This is a genomic window from Lamprobacter modestohalophilus (assembly GCF_016583905.1).
Classification (GTDB): domain Bacteria; phylum Pseudomonadota; class Gammaproteobacteria; order Chromatiales; family Chromatiaceae; genus Lamprobacter; species Lamprobacter modestohalophilus.
This window is the reverse complement of the sequence record NZ_NRRY01000018.1, coordinates 48,909-68,885: the sequence shown is the minus strand read 5'-3', so window position 1 is coordinate 68,885 and position 19,977 is coordinate 48,909. Positions and strand designations below refer to the sequence as shown.

Sequence of the window (19,977 nt, the reverse complement as noted above, 5' to 3'; positions counted from 1 at the left end):
AACAAGGTTTAGGTTCCAATGAGCGATGACGCGACGCTCAGTAACGAGGGTGTCGGCTGCCATGCTGGTGCCGATGAATTGCGTCGAGCCGCGGAAGCGGCGGGTAACAGCGATGTGCTGCAGCGCTTGGCGACCGACTATCCGACCGGACCCCATGATCAGCCCCAAACCATGTGTCCGGCCTTTGGGTCTCTCCGCGTCGGTCTGCGCATGCGTCGCACCGCCTCCGTCCTCTGCGGCTCGGCCTGCTGTGTCTATGGGCTGAGCTTCACCTCGCACTTCTATGGTGCGCGGCGCAGCGTCGGCTATGTCCCTTTTGATTCCGAGACCCTGGTCACGGGCAAGTTGTTCGAGGACGTGCGCGAGGCCGTTCAGCAACTCTCGGACCCGAGCAAGTACGACGCCGTGGTGGTGATGAACCTCTGCGTGCCGACCGCCTCCGGGGTGCCGCTGCGGTTGCTGCCGAAGTCGCAGAACGGTGTGCGCATCATCGGTATCGATGTGCCCGGGTTTGGCGTGCCGACCCATGCCGAGGCCAAGGATGTGCTCGCCAGCGCCATGCTGCGCTATGCGCGTGGTGAGGCGGAGCAGGGGCCGGTGCAGGCGCCGCGCGGTGGCCGCAGTGAACAACCGACGGTGACCCTGCTGGGCGAGATGTTCCCGGCCGATCCAGTCGGGATCGGCGCCATGCTCGCCCCGCTGGGGTTGTCTACCGGGCCGGTGGTGCCAACGCGCGAATGGCGTGAGCTCTATGCTGCGCTCGACTGTGCCGCAGTCGCCGCGATTCATCCTTATTACACGGCATCGATCCGCGAGTTCCAGAAGGCTGGGCGCGCTGTGGTTGGCTCGGCGCCGGTGGGCTATGACGGCACTGCGGCATGGCTCGATGCCATTGGCGCGGCCTGTAACGTCGCCGCGGACAAGATCAGCGCGGCGAAGAACGCCTTTCTGCCCGCGATCAAAGGGGCCATGTCGAAGGCGCCAATCGATGGCACCATCACCGTTTCCGGCTATGAGGGCTCGGAGCTGCTGGTCGCGCGGCTGCTGATCGAGAGTGGGGCGCGGGTGCCCTATGTCGGCACTGCCACGCCGCGCACGCCTTGGTCCGATGCCGATCGGGAATGGCTCGAGTCCAAGGGCGTGGTGATCCAGTTCCGCGCGACCCTCGAGCAAGACAAGGCGGCGGTCGACGCGGTGAAACCTGATCTCGCGATCGGTACCACGCCAGTCGTCCAGCATGCGAAGGAGCAGTCGATCCCTGCGCTCTATTTCACCAACCTGATCTCGGCGCGGCCGCTGATGGGGCCGGCCGGTGCGGGTTCCCTCGCGCAGGTGGTCAACGCCGCGCTCGGCAACCAAGCCCGGTTCGACCGGATGACGGCGTTCTTCGCTGGTGTCGGCGAGGGCGACACGGCAGGGGTTTGGGATCAGCAGCCGACGCCACGCCCAAGTCAGGGTAAGAAACCAACGTCGCGCTCAGGCTCAGCCAAGCCGCAGCGCAAAGGCCCGACTGCGGGAGGATAGGGCTGATGCTGATCCAGGACCTCGACCGCGCTGGCGGTTATTGGGGCTCGGTCTATGTGTTTACCGCGGTCAAGGGGCTGTCGGTGATCATCGACGGCCCGGTTGGCTGCGAGAACCTGCCGGTTACCGCTGTACTGCATTACACCGATGCGCTGCCGCCGCATGAGCTGCCGGTTGTCGTCACGGGTCTCGGCGAGCAGGAGCTTGGGCAGGATGGGACCGAGAACGCGATGCGTCGCGCATTCTCGACCCTCGACCCCGATCAGCCCGCCGTTGTCGTCACCGGCAGCATTGCGGAGATGATCGGCGGCGGGGTGACGCCGTCCGGGACGCCGATTCAGCGCTTCCTGCCGCGCACCATCGACGAGGATCAGTGGCAGAGTGCGGATCGGGCGATCGTCTGGCTCTGGAATCAATATGGTGCGGCGGCCGCTAAGAAGCGTGCTAAGGCCGCCAAGGCCAAGCGCGGCAAGCAGGAGGGCAGTGGCCAGGACGCTAGCCAGAATGCTAAGCCGCTGGTGAACATCATTGGCCCGATCTACGGGATTTTTAACACCTGGTCGGACTTGGCTGAGATCCGTCGATTGATCGAGGGCATTGGCGCCGAGGTCAACATGACCTTTCCGCTCGGCACCCACCTCGACGAGATCCCGCGTCTCGCCGACGCTGCGGTGAATGTTTGCCTCTATCGCGAGTTTGGCCGCAAGCTCTGCGAGGCGCTGGAGAAGCCGTATCTGCAGGCGCCGATCGGGCTGCACAGCACCACCAGCTTCTTACGTACCCTCGGTGAGCTGCTCGGGCTCGACCCTGAGCCCTTCATTGAGCGCGAAAAGCACACCACGATCAAGCCGATCTGGGATCTTTGGCGCTCGGTGACACAAGATTTCTTCGGTACCGCGAGCTTTGGCATTGTCGCTACCGAGACCTATACCCGTGGGGTGCGTCATTTCCTTGAAGAGGAGATGGGGCTACCTTGCAACTTCGCCGTGCCGCGCCGACCAGGCAAGAAGCCGGACAATGATGCGGTGCGCGAGGCGGTTCAAGGGCGAACGCCGCTGATCCTGTTCGGTGGCTACAACGAACGCATGTACCTGGCCGAGATCGGTGGGCGCGCAGCCTTCATTCCGGCATCGCTGCCCGGGACCATCATCCGGCGCCACACCGGCACCCCGTTCATGGGCTATTCCGGCGCGACCTACCTGATCCAGGAGGTCTGCAACGCGCTCTTCGATGCGCTGTTCAATATCCTGCCGCTTGGTACTGATCTCGATCAGGTCGAGGCAACGCCGTCGCGCATGCATCGCGAGCTTGCCTGGGACACCGACGCCCAGCGTTTGCTCGATGAGATCCTCGAGGCGACGCCGGTGCTGACCCGTATCTCGGCGGCTAAGCGGCTCCGCGATGCGGCCGAGCGCGCTGCTCGGGTTGCCGGTGAAGAACGGGTTAGCGCAGCAACGCTGCGTGACACCAAAGATCAGCTGACCCGCGGACGCCCAGCTTAGCGGCAGAGAACACTCTCTACCGCCGCAAGGACATTCACTCTTCCAAGGCCGCATCAGCGGCCGTCGTAAGCTGCATCTGGGAGCCTGAAGCACCGATCTCCCTCGCGCTTCGCAGCTCGCGCCTCCCTTTTCCCTTTCGTCTGGCCCTATCGATATAGACACTGCTTGGGAGCCGATCCTACGCAGCTACTTTGAGTCGTCTTGCCCGCTACTGGCGCTAGGCATGCTAGATGACGAGCGAAGGCCAGTCTTGTCAGCCAAAACAGCGACTCCGTTGACCCACGGTGGTCTGGCGACCCAGAAGGGCAACATGAGATGCGTCATAAGGAATGCAGACTGCCAACCTGACCTGACAGTTAATGTGTAAGTTTGGCTTGACATAGAGCGTGGTCAGGCTAGACTGACACTTAACTCTTGGGCGTCTCAACGGACTTGAATCCAGGCACCCATCCACCTAGCCGATTGAGCCAGCACTGATTGCATCGTACGTCGTGAGCGCCTCGTCTGACATCTCCAGCATCGCGGTTGAACACCGTCTGACTCGGCAGCTCCTAGGTACTTGGCTCAAGCTGAGGTTGGCAGGTTACGTGGGTGAGCAAGCCTGTGAAGCCAAGGAAGCAGTCTCCAGGACACCTTTGCAAGGGTGTGGGAGCAAAAAACAGTTTTTGCGTGGACAGGGCCTCTGATGGGCTGCTCACGTTTCTTTTTTGGACTTAAGCGACGGCGGGCTGTGGCCCTCAATCGTGAGAGCCGAATGGGTATTCGCATGCTGCGGATGCCTGCAAGCGCTGCGGCAACAGCAGCCACGGCGTTTCTTGGTGACGCATACGTCATGCGCCAATGGCCAAATGGCCGAGTTAGCAGAACCGGAGTGTAACCCAATGGCAGACAACAAAAGCTTAACCGGACTGACGGAAGAAGAGGCTCAAGAGTTTCACGGCATATTCATGTCTAGCTTTAGTGCCTTTGTTGGAGTTGCGGCGTTTGCACATTTACTGGCTTGGTTTTGGCGTCCTTGGCTCTAAGCCAAGCAGATCGCCTGTACGACCATTCCTATAACATCGATGTCCTAGCATCGCCAATTTCTGCTTAACGGCAGAGTACTGGAGAACGAAGTAATGCAAAAAATCTACAAGATCTGGCTGCTTGTTCAGCCGAGTATGGCCCTGATCGGCATGGCTAGCTTCCTGACCGTTCTGGCACTAGCGATCCACTTGATCCTGCTGAGCACGAATGACTTCAACTGGCTAGAAGACGGTATCCCGGCCGTATCCGCTCAGGCGCCCGCAGTGCAGGTCGTCCCGCAGCAGAGTTAACAGGGCCTATCGGATGACGGCAGCGCGGGTGCCAGCATGGCAACGCCTGCCGCCGATTTTGCTACGTGGAGGGCGCTAGCGCGTGTCTCCCCAGCAGAGGAAATCTTTAATGGCCATGCTGAGTTTCGAGAAAAAATACCGCGTTCGTGGCGGTACCTTGCTCGGGGGGGATCTGTTCGACTTTTGGGTGGGGCCGTTTTACGTCGGCTTCTTCGGGGTCTCGACAATCTTCTTCGCCACGCTTGGTACCCTGCTGATTATCTGGGGCGCGGCCATGGGCCCGACCTGGAATCCTTGGGAAATCAATATTGCCCCGCCTGACCTGAGCTATGGGCTTGGGATGGCACCGCTCTTGGAGGGTGGTCTGTGGCAATTCATCACTATCTGTGCGATTGGCGCATTCGTCTCTTGGGCGCTGCGTCAAGCCGAGATTGCACGCAAACTGGGCATGGGGCTACATGTCCCTATCGCCTTCGGCTTTGCAATCCTCGCCTATGTCACGCTCGTCGTGATTCGTCCGGTGTTGTTGGGTGCATGGGGACATGGCTTCCCGTACGGCATCTTCAGTCACCTCGACTGGGTATCGAATGTGGGCTACCAATACCTGCATTTCCACTACAACCCAGCTCACATGTTGGCGATCACGTTCTTCTTCACTAATGCTCTCGCGCTGGCGCTGCATGGATCGTTGATCCTATCGATGACGAACCCGCAAAAGGGTGAGGCAGTGAAGACGGGTGAGCACGAGAACACCTTCTTCCGTGACCTCGTCGGTTACTCCATCGGTGCGCTCGGTATCCACCGTCTCGGTCTGTTCCTCGCGATCAATGCGGCCTTCTGGAGCGCGGTTTGTATCGTGCTGAGCGGCCCATTCTGGACGCGTGGCTGGCCAGAGTGGTGGAACTGGTGGCTCGAATTACCGTTCTGGTCATAAGGGGACACCAATATGGCTGAGTATCAAAATATCTTCACGCGGGTTCAAGTCCGCGAGCCGGGCTACCCGGGTGTAGACCTTCCGGATAGTAGCTTGCCGCGCCTAGGGAAACCGGTCTTTCCGTGGTTCTCGTATTGGATCGGCAAGATTGGCGACGCCCAGATTGGACCGATCTACTTTGGGTTTGCCGGCATTGCTTCGTTGATCTGTGGCTTCATTGCCGTCGAGATCATCGGCTTCAATATGTTGGCGTCGGTCGACTGGAGCCCAATTCAGTTCGTTAAGAACTTCTTCTGGCTGGCACTTGAGCCGCCACCGCCAGCCTACGGGCTGAGCATCCCACCATTGGGTGACGGTGGCTGGTGGTTGATGGCTGGGTTCTTCCTGACGGCCTCGATCATCCTCTGGTGGATTCGGACCTACCAGCGCGCGATCGCACTTGGCACTGGCACTCATGTCGCATGGGCGTTTGCTGCCGCGATCTTTTTCTACCTGACGTTGGGCTTCATTCGGCCCGTGCTGATGGGTAGCTGGGGCGAGGCCGTGCCATTCGGGATCTTCCCGCATCTCGACTGGACAGCGGCGATCTCGATTCGCTATGGCAACTTCTACTACAACCCGTTCCATGCGCTGTCGATTGCCTTCCTCTATGGCTCTGCGGTGTTATTCGCCATGCACGGTGGCACGATCCTGGGTGTCTCTCGCTACGGCGGCGACCGTGAGATCGATCAGATCACCAGTCGTGGTACGGCCTCTGAGCGTGCGATGCTGTTCTGGCGCTGGACCATGGGCTTTAACGCCACCATGGAATCCATCCATCGTTGGGCTTGGTGGTTCGCGGTTCTGACGGTGATTACCGCCGGTATCGGAATCTTATTGACTGGTACTGTGGTTGAGAACTGGTATCTGTGGGGCATCAAGCACGGTATCGTCGCTCCCTACCCATCAGAGATGACGATCCAGGATCCGTCCCTGCTGCAGGGGGTGTCGCAATGAAGTTTCTAAACCGTAAGACGGCGGTACTCGCGGCATTGGGCGCTTCGGCGATCCTCGCTGGCTGCGAGGCGCCTCCGCCCGAAACGATCCAGAACGGGTATCGTGGTCTGCAGATGCAGACCAACTATAACCCGCGGCTGCTGCAAGCTTCGCTCGAGGCCAATGTGCCGCCGGATGCAATTCCGGCTGCAGCTGAGGGTGGGCCGCTGGCGAAGGATGTCTACAAGAACGTCCAGGTGCTTGGCAATCTGACGGTCAATGAGTTCAACCGGCTCATGGTCGCTTTGACCAATTGGGTGGCGCCCGAGCAAGGCTGCTATTACTGCCACGTGAGCGATGGCGGTTTCGAGGAAGACGGTATCTATACCAAGGTCACCTCGCGCAGGATGCTGCAGATGACGCAGGATACCAACGCCAATTGGAAGGACCATGTCGCGGATACTGGTATCACTTGCTATACCTGCCATCGTGGAAATCCAGTGCCGGAATACGTCTGGGTGACCGATCCAGGTCCAGGTCAGCCGACCGCATTGGCACCGACTGGGCAGAATATTGCTGCCGCGTCTGTTGCCTACTCGTCGCTGCCCTATGATCCGTTCACGCCTTACTTGCTGCAAGACAACGACATTCGTGTCATCGGCGATACCGTGCTTCCGCAGGGGAACCGTCGGTCGATCAAGCAGGCGGAATGGACCTATGGGCTGATGATGCACATGTCCGATGCGCTCGGCGTGAATTGCACCTACTGCCATAACTCTCGTTCGTTCTACTCTTGGGATCAGAGCCCACCACAGCGGACCACCGCTTGGTACGCTATCCGCCACGTGAGGGAGCTGAACAACGATTATGTTGTGCCGCTGACAGAGATTCTTCCTGATTCGCGTAAGGGTCCGTTGGGCGATGTGTACAAGGTCTATTGCGCCACGTGCCACCAAGGCGCTTACAAGCCGCTCTACGGTGCACCGATGGTGAAGGACTATCCGTCCCTGCAAGGTCCCATCCCTGAGGGTGGCCTCGCGGCGAAGAAGGCAGCGGAAGAGGCAGCGGCTGCGGCCTCTGAAGGAGACGCACCACCGGCACAAGCTAAGGCTGAAATGCCCGATGTAGCTGAGCCTACACCAGCAGCAGAGGCTGCAGCGACCGATGAGCAGGCAAAGGCTGAGCAGCCAGCGCCAGCATCTGAGGCGGCTGCGGAAGAAGAGCCAGCAGAGGCGACGGCTGACGCTCCGATCGAGCAGCAGCCTCAACAGTATCCGCCTCGGCTTCAGTATCCGCCGCCATCGATGATGCGCTATCCGCCGGCACCGCTACAGTATCCGCCGGCCCCACAAACTCGGTAGGAATATCCAGGGTGACGGATCACCCCGCCCATCTGGGTGGAAACGATGACCGTAAGGTCAATCCTGAAAACGACACAGAGGTAATTACCATGGCTGATAACAAAAGCCTGACGGGCCTGACCGAAACAGAAGCCCAAGAATTTCACGGTATTTTTATGTCAAGCTTTAGCGCATTCGTCGGTGTTGCGGCATTTGCGCATCTGCTCGCATGGTTTTGGCGTCCCTGGCTGTAGTGGTTGCTGATTGACAGGGTCGATCATGAACGAGGTGGGGATTTGTTTGACAGTCGCTGTCTGCCAATCTCTGCCAGGCTTTCCAAAGGAGAAAACTGATGCATCGCATTTGGCAGATCTTTGATCCACGCCGAAGCCTAATCGGGCTTATGAGCTTCTTGTTCGCGTTGGCGTTGGTGATTCACTTCATGTTGTTGATGTCACCTGCCTTTAATTGGTTGGGTAACAACGCGCTGCAGGCTCCGGCGAGTAGTATGTCGGCGATGCCGCCAACGCGCACGATCAACTGATAGTCGCGGAGTGAGAAGCGGCGACTGTTCTTTGAGATTGAGGTGCTCGACCCCTCCATCGCGTTGTCGGATCTCGAGGCTTAGAGCTCGGGTTCGGTCGCTTAACGCCCTTAGGGCGACCCCACCGCGGGGGTATCGCGGTCAATGGCCGAGAGGCCTTTATTGAAATCCGGAGGTTGAATCCATGGCTGATAACGCAAGCCTAACCGGCCTGACTGAAGAAGAGGCCCAGGAGTTTCACGGCATCTTCATGTCTAGCTTTTCCGCATTCGTTGGTGTTGCCGCGTTTGCACATTTGCTGGCTTGGTTTTGGCGTCCTTGGTTGTAATCCGAACCTCGGGTAGACCAGCTAGATTTCTGACGGGAACGAAGCGCAGAAGCCGCCGTTGCCCGCAATTACTTCAGGAGAACTCGAATGCCCATGCACAAAATTTGGCAGATCTTTGATCCACGTCGCGCCTTGGTAGCGCTGTTTGGATTCTTGTTCGTGTTAGCCCTGCTAATTCACTTTATCCTGCTCAGCAGCGCTGACTTCAACTGGTTGGGTGGCCCCGCCGTTAGCGATGCAGCGGCCATGATCTCGCAGGTCATGTCTGTCGTCTGACTCGGGCGAGCAACGTTCGAGCCGCTGTGCGGACCCGGCGTCCTGCCGGGTTTCGCGCAGCGAGAAAAGGCAGCGGGAGCTGCCTTTTTTTGTGGGCATCGGTCTGTGCTTATTGCCCGCGCCAGCGTTGAGCGATGTCAACGAGGTGCGTGACCAAGGCTATGGTCAGCGGCAAAGCGATGAACTCCCAGCGGAGGTCGGCGATGGCGGCGCGCAGCGCAAGCATCAACAGCAGGCCAGAGGCGAGCGTTGGCAATAGTGCTTGCGGCCTCGGACCTCGACCAGTGATGCGACGATAGGCCAGCAAGGCCGCGGTCTCGAGTATCACCAGCAAGATGATGATATCGATGATGCGGCCGCTATGAAACAGGTCGGCGATAGCGGCGATCTCTCAAAGTAGGACGACCCAAAAAATCAGCAGACCCAGTATGAGGCGATAGGCCACAAACGGGAACATGCTGATGCGCTCGATGAAGCGCAAGAAGAAATGGATCGTTAGATAGGCGATGGCGAACGAGAGTGCGGCTCCAAGCCACAGCTGGCCCCAAGCGACCGGGTCTGGTGATTCGATGAGCTCCTTGGTCTCTAGCAGTCCCGCGATCAGGATGGTGGGTATCGAGAGCAAGAACGAGAAGCGCGACGCCGCCTCCCGAGTCAACCCAAGGAACAGACCTGCGGTCATGGTGATACCTGAGCGCGAGGTGCCGGGAATGATCGCTATCGCTTGGAAGAGTCCAATCAGGAGTGCGCTGCGCCAGCCCAGCTTGTATTCGTCTCGCCTGCGCTTGCCAAGACGGTCGGCTTGCCAGAGCAACAGGCCGAAGCCGATGGTTGTACTGGCGATGACGACCTGCACGAGGTGTTCGTCTTCGCGGATAACCTCGAGCAGTGTCTTCAGTGGGAAACCGAGCACCAGGATCGGCAAGGTCGCGATCAGGATCATCCATCCCAGGTGGGCGTTGCGATCGGCAAGCGAGCCTGTGCGGATAGCGCCGCCGACGGCAAGCGTCATCGTCGCTAGCTCATGGCGAAAGTACAGCATCACCGCGGCCAATGTCCCAAGGTGCACGGCGACATCGAAGGCAAGGCTCTGAAGCTCATAGCCGAAGACGATCGGCGTCACGATGAGGTGCGCCGAGCTCGAGATGGGGAGAAATTCGGTCAAGCCCTGCACAGCGGCGAGCAGAACGATCTGGACGACGTCCATTCAGTGGGTCCTTCAACAGCGGGTCGTGGTGCGCGGGAGCGAGAGTATAGCGCTCAGGCGTCGAAGCGGCACAGGGGCACCATCAGCTCGGCCGAGCTGAGGCCGCCATGCACGCCGATCTGCTGGAATGGCTTTTCGCCGATGAGTGTTTGGTGAAGAACGGCCCGGTCGCGCGCGATTAGGCAGTAGTCGCCAACCCGCTCTTGCAGGTCAGGGTGCGGCTTCCCGAGCCCGAACAGCCCCTGGTCGATCAGATCGGTGCTACGGAACAGCTCGAAGTCCTGGCCGAGATGATCCACACAGAGGCGTTCGAAGCGCGCGCCCTGATCGAGACGGACATAGCAGTAGGCGGCGCGTGGCTCGCCACAGAGTGGGATACGCAGGCAGTCAGCAAGCGCTGGAATGCTGCTGAGCTCGGTGATCCGCGCTGGCTCGGTATCGAGCTGTCCGTGGTCGGCGCAGATCAGCACCAAGGTGTCGGTGCCGGCGAGACGCTTCATGAGCAGACTCAGGCCCTGTTCGATCGCGTCGAGATGGGCAAGCGCCTGCGGGCTCTCGATGCCCTGTTCGTGGCCAAGGCTATCGAGTCCGGGCCAATAGGCGTAGAGGGTGGTTGGGTCGCGCGCTCGCTTGACGGTCTTCGCAATGACGCTGAACATCCCGGACAAGCCCTTATATGGAAACAGCCGAGCCGGCCCGAGGTGCGCCAAATTGTACTCCGAGCGGGCGATCGCGCGCGGTGAGATGACGGCAGAAGCGGTGTCCAGGTAAGCGAACAGCGAGCGGTGGCGATAGAGCTGCTGAACGTCGATGCCGGCTTGTTGATAGCCGCTGCCGCCATATCTTGGCTTGCCTGGAAGTACTGCGAGCACGCAGCCAAGCTCCGCCAGCCACATGTGCCAGCCGGTCATCGCGTGCTGCTGCGGCGCATCACCCGTGAGATAGGTGGTGATCGCCGATGCGGTGGTGGGTGGGAATACCGATGTCAGCGAGCCGAGCCGATGCCGCGCTAAAGGTCCATCGGGTGAGTGCCGTCGCAGCCAATCGTCGCCGAGGCCATCAATGACCAGTAGCAGGACGTGACGCGCCTTGCGGATCTCGGCCGCGGGCAGCAACGGCGCCTCGGGATAGGGCTCTGCATCGTCAGGCCGATGGCCGCGCGCTTCGATCAGCGACTGCATCAGGTTGACGATGCTGCCGCCTTGGTAGTTTGGAACATGCATTGCGGCAGGATACGGTAGCCTCTCTGGCAGGACCAGCTTTCGGCGATCGTGAACCCCGCGCTTCGTCGTCTGCGTTGGCGACGCGCTATGGAGTGAGTGCGCCTCGCTATAATCCCCATCTGCCGCGCATGCGCGCTTAGCGGCCCCGCTCAGTCATCTCGATCGCGTCCCTTATGTCGTCCTTCGATCATCGCACCGCAGTCTCGCAGATCCCGGCTGATCCGGGCGTCTACCGCATGCTCGATGAGGCTGGCACTGTGCTCTATGTCGGCAAGGCGAAAAACCTGACGCGCCGCGTCAGCAGTTATTTCGGCCGCGCACTGAATCGGCGGCTGCAGGTGATGGTGGCGCAGATCGCCGACATTCAGGTGACCGTGACCCGTACCGAGGGTGAGGCGCTGCTGCTCGAGAGCGATCTGATCAAGACGCATCAGCCGCGCTACAACGTGCTCCTGCGCGACGACAAGAGCTACCCGTTCATCTATCTGAGCACCCAAGACGAGTTTCCGCGGCTGTCGTTCTATCGTGGTGCGCGCAAGGGCTCGGGCCGCTACTTTGGTCCCTATCCGAGTGCTTGGGCGGTGCGCGAGACGCTACAGCTGCTGCAGAAGCTGTTCCCGGTGCGGCAGTGCCGCGATAGCTTCTATCGCAGCCGGACGCGGCCTTGCCTGCAGTATCAGATCAAGCGCTGCACCGGTCCCTGTGTCGGACTGGTGCGCGCCGAGGACTACGCACTCGATGTCCAGGACAGCATCAAGTTCTTGGAGGGGCGTACCGACGAGGTCATCGCTGAACTCGGCCAGCGTATGGAGCAGGCTGCGGAGGCGCTCGAGTTCGAGCGTGCGGCGACGCTGCGCGATCAGATCGCGACCTTACAGCGCATCCAGCAACGCCAATACGTCACCGCCGATGGCGGGGACGTCGACATCATCGCGGCGGTGGAGGAGGCCGGGACGGTCTGCGTCCAAGTCTTTTTCATTCGTGGTGGACGCAACCTCGGCAACAAGGCGTTCTTCCCGCAGGTGCCCGCCGATGCCGATCAAGCGACCGTGCTCTCGGCCTTTTTGGCTCAGTTCTACGTCGATAAGGAGATCCCGCCAGAGGTGCTGTTGAATGCCGAGCCGGATGAGGCCGAGTTCTTGACCGCGGCGCTGAGCGAGCGTGCCGGTCGGCGCGTGGCGCTGAAGCATCGACTGCGTGCCGAGCGTGCGCGCTGGGTCGAGATGGCGGTCAACAATGCTGCCTTGGCGCTGAAGACGCGCCTCGGCAGCCGGGCTGGCTACGCGCGCCGACTGGAGGCGCTGCGCGATCTGCTCGGTCTTGATGCGCTTCCACAGCGCATGGAATGTTTCGATATCAGTCACACCCGCGGCGAGCTGACGGTGGCCTCCTGCGTCGTGTTCGACGACCAAGGGCCGCGCAAGTCCGACTATCGACGCTTCAACATCGACGGCATCACCCCCGGCGACGACTATGCGGCGATGGAGCAGGCGCTGCTGCGCCGTTACCGCCGGGTTCAGGCCGGCGAGGTTCCCCTGCCGGATCTGCTATTCATCGACGGCGGCAAAGGTCAGCTCAGTGCGGTCATGCCTGTGCTCGACGAGCTGGGGATCGATGGGGTCAAGTTGGTTGGTGTCTCCAAGGGACCAGATCGCAAGGCGGGAGCCGAGCAGCTGTGGCTCGCGGAGGGTTTGGCCGATGGCGATGCGGCGATCATTGCCGGCGCTGAATCGCCCGCTCTACATCTGGTGCAGCAGATCCGTGATGAAGCGCACCGCTTCGCGATCACTGGGCACCGGCAGCGGCGTGATAAGGCGCGCAGGACATCCACGCTCGAGGGTATCCCCGGCATCGGCCCGAAGCGCCGGCAAAATCTGCTGCGCGCCTTCGGCGGGCTGCGCGGGCTGGCACGTGCGGCGCCGGATGATATCGCCCGCGTTGATGGTATCAGCCGAGAGCTGGCGCGCCAGATCCACGATGCACTGCACGCCGAGTCTGAGCGGACTTAGCCGGTTCTTGCGGCGGTCTGATGGCACTGAGGGATGGTTGGCCAACACGACGCTGTTGTTTTCCGTCCGGGTTATAGCCATGCACCCTGATTCGCGGATGCGAAGATCCGGTGGAAGCTGGGCTTTTGGGTCAGTGTTGTCCGGCAATCAGGTCGAGCGGCCATAACAGCGAGCGCCTGGCGCTAGGCTGGGCTGATACAGCGGCAAGAGATTGAGTGGCCAGTTGATTTGGTGCTGCGAGGATAGCGCAGACCAGGCGCGCTTTTTCGGCAGTAGCCGCTCCCGGCGCGATATTGGATGGCTTCAAGTGGTATGATGACGGGCTTTTATCGCTTGCGATAGAGCGTCGTGTTACCGCTGTGCCTAGTTTGGTTACCTAGTTAGGTCGCCTAGTTTGTTTGCCTAGTTTGTTTGCCCGGCCTCGGTGGATTCGATCACGACTTCATTCTCTCGCGTTTTGCCCGGTTGCCGGGGCCGCCCGACTGCTCCCCACCAGGCGCAACACACCCCCGTTTTAGGAAGTCTATAAAGAGCGATGGTCGATTTCGCGAAAGAAGTCTTGCCGGTCAATCTCGAAGACGAGATGCGCCAGTCTTACCTCGACTACGCGATGAGCGTGATCGTCGGGCGTGCGCTGCCGGACGTGCGTGACGGCCTCAAGCCGGTGCATCGACGCGTGCTGTTCGCGATGAACGTGCTCGGTAACGATTGGAACAAGCCGTACAAGAAGTCGGCCCGTGTCGTCGGTGACGTCATCGGTAAGTACCATCCGCATGGCGATACCGCGGTCTACGACACCATCGTGCGCATGGCGCAGCCGTTCTCGATGCGCTATATGCTGGTCGACGGCCAGGGCAACTTCGGCTCGGTCGATGGCGACTCGCCGGCGGCGATGCGCTATACCGAGGTGCGCATGGCGCGCATCGCGCACGCGCTGCTCGATGATCTCGATAAGGAGACGGTCGATTTCATCCCCAACTACGACGAATCCGAGCAGGAGCCGACGGTCCTGCCGGCGCGTTTCCCGAACCTGCTGGTCAACGGCTCCTCCGGCATCGCGGTCGGTATGGCCACCAACATCCCGCCGCACAACCTCGGCGAGATCATCGACGCCTGCCTGGCGATCATCGAAGATCCGCTGGTGACGATCGAGCGCCTGATGGAGATCGTGCCCGGTCCGGATTTCCCGACCGCCGCGAGCATCAACGGCATCCGTGGCATCCGCGAGGCCTATCGCACTGGCCGTGGTCGCATCCGGCTGCGTGCGCGCACCCATCAGGAGACCGAGTCGCGCAGCAAGCGCGAGGCCATCGTCATCACCGAGCTGCCGTATCAGGTCAACAAGGCGCGCATGCTCGAGAAGATGGCCGAACTGGTGCGCGAGAAGAAGCTCGAGGGCATCGCCGAGCTGCGCGACGAGTCGGATAAGGACGGCATGCGGGTCGTGATCGAGATCAAGCGCGATCATTACCCGGACGTGGTGCTGAATAACCTCTATCAGCACACGAACATGCAGACCGTGTTCGGCATCAATATGGTCGCCTTGGTCGATGGCCAGCCGCGCACGCTGAATCTCAAGCAGATGCTTGAGTACTTCCTGCGCCATCGGCGCGATGTCGTCACCCGCCGCACCATCTACGAGCTGCGCAAGGCGCGCGACCGTGCCCATCTGTTAGAAGGCTATACGGTCGCGCTCGCCAACATCGACGAGGTGATCGCGCTGATCAAGGCCTCGGCCAGCCCGGCCGATGCCCGCGAAGGGCTGATGGCGCGCGATTGGGCCGCTGGCGAGGTGGCCGGGATGCTCGAGCGCGCCGGTGCGGATGAGACCCGGCCGGATGATCTCGACGCCGGTTTTGGCCTGCGTGAGGATGGTCTGTATCGGCTCAGTGAGCGCCAAGCGCGGGCGATCCTCGACCTGCAGCTGCAGCGCCTGACCGGGCTCGAGCAAGACAAGATTATCAAGGAATTCGAGGCCATCCTCGAGACCATCGCCGAGCTGCTATCGATCCTGCGCGATCCGGACCGGCTGATGCAGGTGATTCGCGATGAGCTGACCGCGATTCGCGATCAATACGCCGACAAGCGCCGGACCGAGATCACCGAGGACCAGGCCGATATCTCGCTGTTGGACCTGATTGCGCCGGAAGATGTGGTGGTGACGCTCTCGCATGCCGGCTATGTGAAGGCCCAGCCGATTGCCGAGTATCAGGCTCAGCGCCGCGGCGGCAAGGGTCGCAGTGCGTCGAATCTGAAGGACGAGGACTTCATCGATCGCCTCTTCGTCGCCAACTCGCACGACACCGTGCTCTGTTTCTCGAGTCACGGTAAGGTCTATTGGCTCAAGGTCTACGAGCTGCCGCAGGCGAGCTATGGTGGCCGCGGGCGGCCGATCGTCAATCTGCTGCCGCTGGAAAAGGAAGAGCGCATCAATGCCACGCTGCCGGTGCCCGAGTACGAGGAGGGCAGCTTCGTCTTCATGGCCACCAGCAAGGGGACGGTCAAGAAGACGCCGTTATCGGACTTCTCGCGTCCGCTATCACGCGGCATCATCGCCATCGACCTGCACGAGGACGAGTATCTGATCGGCGTTGCGGTGACCGACGGTCGTCAGGATATGATGCTGTTCAGCTCGGCCGGTAAGGCGGTGCGCTTCAATGAATCCGAGGTGCGCTCGATGGGGCGCACGGCGCATGGCGTTCGCGGCATCTCGCTCGGCGAGGGTCAGCGCGTGATCTCGCTGCTGGTGGCTGAGCCTGGTACGGTCCTCACCGTCGGCGCTAATGGCCAAGGTAAGCGCACGCCGATCGAGGAGTTCCCGACCAAGGGCCGTGGCACCAAGGGGGTGATCTCGATGCGGATCGGCGAGCGCAATGCCGAGCAGGTCGGGGCGGTGCTGGTGCGGCCCGGCGATGAGATCATGCTGATTACCGAGGCCGGTACCCTGGTGCGCACCGGCGTCGACGATATCTCGATCCTCAGTCGTAACACCTGGGGTGTGAAGCTGATCAATCTCGGCGACAATCAGCGCCTCGCTGGTCTCGAGCGCATCATCGCGTTGAATGGCGATGATGAGGACAGCGATCTCAGCGATGAGGGTTTGCCTGGCGACGATTCGACCGGCGATGATCCGGCTGGTAATGGCGCTGGCAACGACGCTGATCTCGACTAATGCGCGCCCGAATCCAACTGCCTGAATCCAATTGCGCGAATCCAACTGCCCGAATCCAACTGATTGACCCCAGAAGAAGGTACCGCTGATGTCTCGACCCTATAACTTCAGCGCCGGCCCGGCGATGCTGCCAGAGCCAGTGCTCAGCCAAGCCCAGGAAGAGATGCTGGACTGGAACGGCAGCGGCATGTGCGTGGCCGAGATGAGCCACCGCGGCAAGGAGTTCATGAGCATTGCCGAGCAGGCCGAGCAAGACCTGCGCGAACTGCTCGCGATTCCCGAAGGCTATCGGGTGCTGTTCCTGCAGGGCGGCGCCTCGAGCCAGTTCGCGATGGTGCCGATGAACCTATCCGGGCGCGTTGGCAAGGCCGATTATCTCAATACCGGCAGCTGGTCGAAGAAGGCGATCGCCGAGGCGCATCGGTTCTGCGCCGTGCATGTCGCGGCCAGCACGCAGCCCGAGCATTTCGTGCGCGCGCCGGCGCAGTCGGAGCTGGCGCTGTCTGAGGATGCGGCCTACCTTCATTACACGCCAAACGAGACCATCGAGGGCGTCGAGTTTCCTTACATTCCCGAGTCCTCGGCGCCACTGGTGGCCGATATGTCATCAACGCTGCTGTCGCGGCCGATCGATGTCTCGCGCTACGGGTTGATCTACGCCGGTGCGCAGAAGAACATCGGCCCGGCTGGGCTGACCATCCTGATCGTCCGCGACGACTTGATCGGCGAGCCGCTGAGCGGCACCCCGACCATGTTCGACTATCGTGTTCACGCCGACAGCGGCTCGATGTACAACACGCCGCCGACCTATGCCTGGTATCTGGCCGGTCTGGTGTTCAAATGGTTGAAGGATCTCGGTGGGCTTGAGGGCATGGGCGAGATCAATCGGCGTAAGGCCGAGAAGCTCTATGCTGCGATCGACGGCTCCAGCTTCTACGCCAATCCGGTCGAGCCGGCGTCGCGCTCCTGGATGAATGTGCCCTTCACGCTCGCCGATCCTGAGCTGGATGCCGACTTCCTCGCCGGGGCCAAGGCGGCCGGGATGCTGACGCTGAAGGGCCATCGCTCGGTCGGCGGCATGCGCGCAAGCATCTACAATGCGATGCCAGAGGCCGGTGTCGATGCGCTGATCGCCTTCATGGCTGAGTTCGAGCGGACCAAGGGGTGAATGGGGTGTACAAGATCCAGACACTGAACAACATCTCGGTGGCGGGCCTCAATCGGCTGCCGCGCGAGCAGTTCGAGGTTGCATCTGAACTCAGCCATCCAGATGCGATCCTGGTGCGTTCGGCAAAGATGCACGATCTACCGGTGCCCGCGAGTCTGAAGGCGATCGGCCGCGCTGGTGCGGGCGTGAACAACATCCCGGTGCCGGCGATGACCGAGCGCGGCATCGCGGTGTTCAACGCCCCGGGCGCCAATGCCAATGCGGTCAAGGAGCTGGTGCTGGCCGGCATGCTGCTGGCGGCGCGCAATATTGCTCAGGGCTGGCAGTTTGCCCGCGAACTCGAGGGCGATGATGCTGCGATCGGCAAGGCGGTCGAGGCCGGAAAGAAGCAGTTCGTCGGCTTCGAGCTGCCGGGCCGGACCTTGGGCGTGATCGGACTGGGTGCGATTGGCGTCTTGGTCGCCAATGCCGCACGGGCGCTCGGCATGAAGGTGATCGGCTTTGATCCCAGCATCACCGTGCGCAGTGCCTGGAAACTGGAGGCCGACGTCGAGCGCGCGCTGTCGATCGATGATCTGGTCTCGCGCTCCGATTTCATGAGCTTCCATGTGCCATTGACCGACAAGACCCGGCATATGATCAATGCCGAGCGCATCCAGAGCATGCGCGATGGGGCGGTCCTGCTCAACTTCTCCCGTGATGGCATCATCGATGACGATGCGGCAGTCACCGCGCTCGATGCCGGCAAGCTCTACGCCTATGTCTGCGACTTCCCCAGTAATCTGCTGAAGACGCATCCGCGCGTGGTCACCCTCCCGCACTTGGGCGCCTCGACCTGCGAGGCGGAGGAGAATTGCGCGGTGATGGTGGCGGATCAGGTCCGCGCCTATCTTGAGGATGGCAACGTCAGCAATTCGGTCAACTTCCCTGAGATCCATCTACCGCGCAACGGTGGGCATCGGATGGTGGTGGTCAATCGCAACGTGCCGAACATGCTCGGGCAGATCTCAACCGATCTCGCCGAGGATGGCTTGAATATCATCGATATGCTGAACCGCTCGCGAGACGATCTGGCGGTGACGCTGATCGATATCGACAAGCCCTGTCAGGAGCAGACGGTGCAGCGCATCGCCGGTATCGACGGTGTGTTGTCAGTGCGTTGTCTGCCTGATGCCGTCCAAGCCTGAGACGATGTTGACCCAAGGTGGTCGAGTGGAGGTTTCTGTGATCAACAGGCGTTCCCGGGACTCATGACCAGCGACGATCAGCTCCAACAGGTACGCGAGCGGATCAACGCCATCGATGCCGATCTGTTGCGGTTGATCTCCGAGCGCGCCGCCTGCGCCCAAGCTGTGGCCAAGATCAAGGATGCCCACGGCGAATCGGTCAAATACTACCGGCCGGAGCGCGAAGCCGAGATCTTGCGACGGATCAAGGCCGAGAATCCCGGCCCGCTCGACGGTGAAGAGGTCGCGCGGCTCTTCCGCGAGATCATGTCGGCCTGTCTGGCGCTCGAGAAGCCACTGAAGGTGGGCTATTTGGGGCCGCAGGGCACCTTCACTCAGGCCGCGGCGCTGAAGCATTTCGGCCACTCGGTCCATGCCCAGCCGTTCGGTGCGATCAGCGACATTTTTCGCGAGGTGGAGGCGGGCGCCTGTGACTATGGTGTGGTGCCGGTCGAGAACTCGACCGAAGGGGTCGTCAACCACACGCTCGACATGTTCATGCGTTCGCCGCTGCTGATCGCCGGTGAGGTGACGCTGCGCATCCATCACCATTTGCTATCGAACGCGAAGGATCTGGGTGCGGTTCGGCGGGTCTACTCGCATCAGCAATCGCTGGCTCAATGTCGCGGCTGGCTCGATCGCTATCTGCCGAATGCGGAGCGCGTCGCGGTTGGGACCAATGCCGATGCGGCAAAGCGCGCGGCGGCGGCAGAGGACGCTGCGGCGGTGGCGAGTGAGGCCGCTGCCGAACTCTATGCGCTGAGGGTATTGGCGCAGCGCATCGAGGACGAGCCCGGCAATACCACCCGATTCTTGGTCATCGGCTCCGAGGATTCGCCGCCAAGCGGGCATGATAAAACCAGCATGCTGTTGTCGTGCAGGAACGAGGCGGGTGGCTTGCATCGGTTGTTGACCCCGTTTGCGAAACAGGGCCTGAGCATGACCCGAATCGAATCCCGGCCCTCTCGCCAGGGTGTGTGGGATTACGTCTTTTTTGTCGATGTCTGCGGGCACCGGCAGTCGCCCGAGGTTGAGGCAGCGCTCGTTGAGCTGAAGGGCGCTGCGAACTTGTGCAAAGTGCTTGGCTCCTATCCGGAGGCCGTGCTCTAGGATGCGCTGACCTCCGTGGATGCGCATGCTGGCGCGTGCTGGCCTGGGCCAACGAAGCGAACGAAGCCAACGGCGAACGGGCAGCCATGAGCAGCCGAGAGCCGGCTGCCAATCGAGTGGGAG

At 61.2% G+C, this 19,977-nt stretch carries 19 protein-coding genes; 16 read left to right on the top strand and 3 right to left on the bottom strand.

Annotated elements, in window-relative coordinates:
* Positions 1 to 18 precede the first annotated feature (18 nt).
* The 11 genes from bchY (at position 19) to pufA (CKO42_RS12150) (ending at position 8,739) form a co-directional block, all read left to right on the top strand.
* The gene (gene bchY, locus CKO42_RS12200) at positions 19 to 1,524 is read left to right on the top strand and encodes a chlorophyllide a reductase subunit Y (RefSeq protein ID WP_200244233.1); all 1,506 of its coding nucleotides are present in this window, start codon (positions 19 to 21) and stop codon (positions 1,522 to 1,524) included.
* A 5-nt stretch (positions 1,525 to 1,529) separates the two neighbouring features.
* A complete protein-coding gene (gene bchZ / locus CKO42_RS12195) occupies positions 1,530 to 3,026 on the top strand; it encodes a chlorophyllide a reductase subunit Z (RefSeq protein WP_200244224.1) in 1,497 nt (498 codons plus the stop codon).
* Positions 3,027 to 3,907: 881 nt separating this feature from the next.
* Positions 3,908 to 4,051, top strand: a complete 144-nt coding sequence (pufB, locus tag CKO42_RS12190) for a light-harvesting antenna LH1, beta subunit (protein WP_200244217.1) — start codon at positions 3,908 to 3,910, stop codon at positions 4,049 to 4,051.
* 93 nt (positions 4,052 to 4,144) lie between these two features.
* The gene (gene pufA / locus CKO42_RS12185; RefSeq protein ID WP_200244216.1) at positions 4,145 to 4,342 is read left to right on the top strand and encodes a light-harvesting antenna LH1, alpha subunit; all 198 of its coding nucleotides are present in this window, start codon (positions 4,145 to 4,147) and stop codon (positions 4,340 to 4,342) included.
* A 109-nt stretch (positions 4,343 to 4,451) separates the two neighbouring features.
* A complete protein-coding gene (gene pufL / locus CKO42_RS12180) occupies positions 4,452 to 5,276 on the top strand; it encodes a photosynthetic reaction center subunit L (protein WP_200244215.1) in 825 nt (274 codons plus the stop codon).
* A 12-nt stretch (positions 5,277 to 5,288) separates the two neighbouring features.
* Entirely contained in the window at positions 5,289 to 6,272 is a 984-nt protein-coding gene (gene pufM / locus CKO42_RS12175; RefSeq protein ID WP_200244214.1) for a photosynthetic reaction center subunit M, read from the top strand.
* A complete protein-coding gene (gene pufC / locus CKO42_RS12170; protein ID WP_200244213.1) occupies positions 6,269 to 7,612 on the top strand; it encodes a photosynthetic reaction center cytochrome PufC in 1,344 nt (447 codons plus the stop codon). Before pufM ends, pufC begins: the two co-directional genes overlap by 4 nt.
* 11 nt (positions 7,613 to 7,623) lie before the next feature.
* Positions 7,624 to 7,845 (top strand): light-harvesting antenna LH1, beta subunit, encoded by a 222-nt coding sequence (gene pufB / locus CKO42_RS28505; RefSeq protein WP_420844293.1) that lies wholly within the window; start codon positions 7,624 to 7,626, stop codon positions 7,843 to 7,845.
* A 98-nt stretch (positions 7,846 to 7,943) separates the two neighbouring features.
* Positions 7,944 to 8,135, top strand: coding sequence for a light-harvesting antenna LH1, alpha subunit (gene pufA, locus CKO42_RS12160; protein ID WP_200244212.1), 192 nt, complete (start codon positions 7,944 to 7,946; stop codon positions 8,133 to 8,135).
* A 184-nt stretch (positions 8,136 to 8,319) separates the two neighbouring features.
* A complete protein-coding gene (gene pufB / locus CKO42_RS12155; protein WP_200244210.1) occupies positions 8,320 to 8,463 on the top strand; it encodes a light-harvesting antenna LH1, beta subunit in 144 nt (47 codons plus the stop codon).
* Positions 8,464 to 8,550: 87 nt separating this feature from the next.
* Entirely contained in the window at positions 8,551 to 8,739 is a 189-nt protein-coding gene (gene pufA, locus CKO42_RS12150; protein WP_420844292.1) for a light-harvesting antenna LH1, alpha subunit, read from the top strand.
* 109 nt (positions 8,740 to 8,848) lie between these two features.
* Here the strand turns inward: pufA (CKO42_RS12150) and CKO42_RS12145 are convergent, their stop codons facing one another.
* From CKO42_RS12145 to CKO42_RS12135, 3 genes are all read right to left on the bottom strand, one after another.
* Positions 8,849 to 9,067 carry a hypothetical protein gene (locus tag CKO42_RS12145; RefSeq protein WP_322826383.1) on the bottom strand — a complete coding sequence of 73 codons (219 nt, stop codon included), beginning with the start codon at positions 9,065 to 9,067 and terminating at the stop codon, positions 8,849 to 8,851.
* 63 nt (positions 9,068 to 9,130) lie between these two features.
* Entirely contained in the window at positions 9,131 to 9,946 is an 816-nt protein-coding gene (locus tag CKO42_RS12140; RefSeq protein WP_200244207.1) for an undecaprenyl-diphosphate phosphatase, read from the bottom strand.
* A 53-nt stretch (positions 9,947 to 9,999) separates the two neighbouring features.
* Positions 10,000 to 11,169 carry an alkaline phosphatase family protein gene (locus CKO42_RS12135; protein WP_200244204.1) on the bottom strand — a complete coding sequence of 390 codons (1,170 nt, stop codon included), beginning with the start codon at positions 11,167 to 11,169 and terminating at the stop codon, positions 10,000 to 10,002.
* Positions 11,170 to 11,342: 173 nt separating this feature from the next.
* Between CKO42_RS12135 and uvrC the strand changes: the two genes are divergently transcribed.
* The 5 genes from uvrC (at position 11,343) to pheA (ending at position 19,854) form a co-directional block, all read left to right on the top strand.
* A complete protein-coding gene (gene uvrC / locus CKO42_RS12130) occupies positions 11,343 to 13,178 on the top strand; it encodes an excinuclease ABC subunit UvrC (protein WP_200244202.1) in 1,836 nt (611 codons plus the stop codon).
* Positions 13,179 to 13,713: 535 nt separating this feature from the next.
* The gene (gyrA, locus tag CKO42_RS12125) at positions 13,714 to 16,350 is read left to right on the top strand and encodes a DNA gyrase subunit A (protein WP_200244200.1); all 2,637 of its coding nucleotides are present in this window, start codon (positions 13,714 to 13,716) and stop codon (positions 16,348 to 16,350) included.
* Between the two features lie 88 nt (positions 16,351 to 16,438).
* Positions 16,439 to 17,518 (top strand): 3-phosphoserine/phosphohydroxythreonine transaminase, encoded by a 1,080-nt coding sequence (serC, locus tag CKO42_RS12120; protein WP_200244199.1) that lies wholly within the window; start codon positions 16,439 to 16,441, stop codon positions 17,516 to 17,518.
* A gap of 5 nt (positions 17,519 to 17,523) precedes the next feature.
* A complete protein-coding gene (locus CKO42_RS12115; protein WP_200244198.1) occupies positions 17,524 to 18,705 on the top strand; it encodes an NAD(P)-dependent oxidoreductase in 1,182 nt (393 codons plus the stop codon).
* A 63-nt stretch (positions 18,706 to 18,768) separates the two neighbouring features.
* Positions 18,769 to 19,854, top strand: coding sequence for a prephenate dehydratase (gene pheA / locus CKO42_RS12110; RefSeq protein ID WP_200244197.1), 1,086 nt, complete (start codon positions 18,769 to 18,771; stop codon positions 19,852 to 19,854).
* Positions 19,855 to 19,977: the final 123 nt, after the last annotated feature.